2 protein-coding genes are annotated in these 2,335 nt (G+C 60.2%); one reads left to right on the plus strand and one right to left on the minus strand.

Annotated features, from left to right (window positions below):
- Window positions 1–65 precede the first annotated feature (65 nt).
- Window positions 66–851, plus strand: a complete 786-nt coding sequence (locus tag Q0H50_RS09325) for a cytochrome c3 family protein (RefSeq protein ID WP_294421685.1) — start codon at window positions 66–68, stop codon at window positions 849–851.
- Between the two features lie 157 nt (window positions 852–1,008).
- Here the strand turns inward: Q0H50_RS09325 and Q0H50_RS09330 are convergent, their stop codons facing one another.
- The gene (locus Q0H50_RS09330) at window positions 1,009–1,623 is read right to left on the minus strand and encodes a LysE family transporter (protein ID WP_294421686.1); all 615 of its coding nucleotides are present in this window, start codon (window positions 1,621–1,623) and stop codon (window positions 1,009–1,011) included.
- Window positions 1,624–2,335: the final 712 nt, after the last annotated feature.

The raw sequence follows: 2,335 nt of genomic DNA on the forward strand, positions 1-2,335 counted from the left end.
ATATTGGAACGTATGTTCGCTAGTAGTAATATAGCTTTCCCCGATTCCGCAAGGTCTACGGTTGCATGCGCATCTACAACCCTGTCATCAAACTTGCGAAATCGGTGATCGCCGACCCCATCCCCAACCTGTACAGCGCCGGCGAGTTCGGCAGCGTGCGGTTCGACATATACAACGGCGGCGGCAACCTGGGCGAATGCTGCGCGTTCAGCCGTATCGCCGTGCGTAACGTGCTGGGCATCACGCTGGGCTGCGTCGTGGCCGTGCTGGTGGTGGCGGGCGCCGGGTTCATGGTGTGGCATGAGCAGCCAAGCTTCTGCAACGCCATCTGCCACGACCCCATGGACCCGTACCTGCCCACGTTCGAGGCCACGCCGAGCGAGCCGGCAACGGACAAGTGGGGCAACGAGGTGGAGGACGCCGGCAGCATGCTGGCAGCCGTTCACAACCAGGTAGGCAAGACCTGCATGGACTGCCACGTGCCGCAGCTTGACGAGCAGATGACCGAGGGCATGGAGTGGGTGACGGGCAGCTACGACAGCCCGCTCGCCGAGCGCACCGCCACGCAGCTGGTGGAGGCGCGCGGCCTTGAGAGCTCCGACGAGTTCTGCATGAACACGAGCTGCCACCCCTACGGCCGTGACGAGCTGGAGAAGAAGACGGCGTGGATGGGCAAAATCAACCCGCACACCCCGCAGCACGGCGAGCAGAAGTGCACCACCTGTCACAAGGCGCACCGCGCCAGCGTGAACTACTGCACGCAGTGCCACACCGACGCCATCGTGCCCGACGGCCGGCTGAGCTACACCGACAGTAAGCTCCTCGAGGAAGCAGCCGGCATCAACGGCTAGCAGTCGGCGGCTGGCGAATAGGCCAATAGCGAACGGAACCGGGAAGGTTACGCCTTCCCGGCTCCTTTTGTTGCGCGGATCCGGAACCGCACCTGCACGCTGTCGCTGTCCGGACGCTTTGGGGATTACCCCAAACGCGTTTCGCCGGCTTTTTCGCTTACAACTGCACCAGGGTGCTGAGCAGTTTTAGGCCGTAGAGGGTGATCACGATGCCGCAGATGCGGTTCACCCAGGTGAGAGCGCGGGCGTTGATTTTGCTGCCCAGGCGGTTCGATATGAGGGCCAGGGCGTTGAACCAGACGAAGCTAGCGGTTGCGAAGCCTGCGATGAAGAGCGGGTCGCTGCCTGGGGGAAGCGTGGCTCTGAACGCGCCCAGCATGATGGTTCCGTCGACGATGGCCTGCGGGTTCAGCCACGTCACCACGAAGGATGCGAGGATGATCTTCGCGAAGGGCTGGTTCATGTCCTTGTCGCAGGATAGGTCCGCTTCCGACCTGATGAGCCCCACGCCTATGCACACGACCAGCAGGCCGCCGAGGCCCAGCACGATGTTCCTGAGCCACGGGAGGGCGTCCATCAGCGCGCCGGCGCCGAAAAAGCAGGCCAACGCCAGCGAGACGTCCCAGAACACCACCACGAGCGCGGTGGCCATGGCGCGGCCCAGCCTATGGCTCAGGGCGCTGTTGATGACGAACAGGTTCTGCATCCCGATGGGCGCCAGATACGCCAGGCCCAACGTCAGTCCCTGGATGAACACGGATAGCAAGTCCACCAATATCCCTTACCGCCCGAGCAAGGCCCGGAGCATCGCGAGGTGTACGACGCTGCTGATGATAGCGCATGAGTGCGCAGGCGGATGCGGGATGCGGGGACGAGCGGGGACGAGCGGGCGCGGGATGTGGGGGCGAGCGGGAACGCTGCTTCGCCATCGATTCCGATTGGCTGTAATCTTCAATGTTTCGGTGTAATGTTCAATGTTTTCTGAAGATTAGCTACGCTGACTGAAGATTCGGAGGGGTTTCGGGGAGTTGCTGCCAATAATTGCGCGAGTGTGTGTAATCGCGAGGACACTGCTGGTCGACTCGGGCATAATCTGCGCCCAACGTGCTGAAATGCGTGATTTCATGGTTTGCCATCAGGATATATTCGCAGTAGTCAGTCACCTGGACACCTACCTCTAGCCCTCGAACACGCATTCGCGCGTTTTTTGGCAGCAAACGGGTCCAGCCTTCACGATTCACCTTAATGCTTCTCGACAATATCACGATACCGTGATATTACTCGGGCAACGAAGCTTGATCCTCTCGATTAAGGAGGTATGCCATGAAGTTCCATAAGGTTAAGGATGTATCGGCTCTTCCCGATATGAAGCTGAGCGTGCAGTTCGCAAACGGCACCACAAAGATTTGTGAGCGTCAAAGATAGCGCGTCTTAACGCGTGCTTTTGTTTGACCCATGATTGTCGCGAACGTTTTCCGACCTTG

The sequence above is a fragment of the uncultured Senegalimassilia sp. genome, from assembly GCF_934632265.1.
Lineage (GTDB): Bacteria > Actinomycetota > Coriobacteriia > Coriobacteriales > Eggerthellaceae > Senegalimassilia.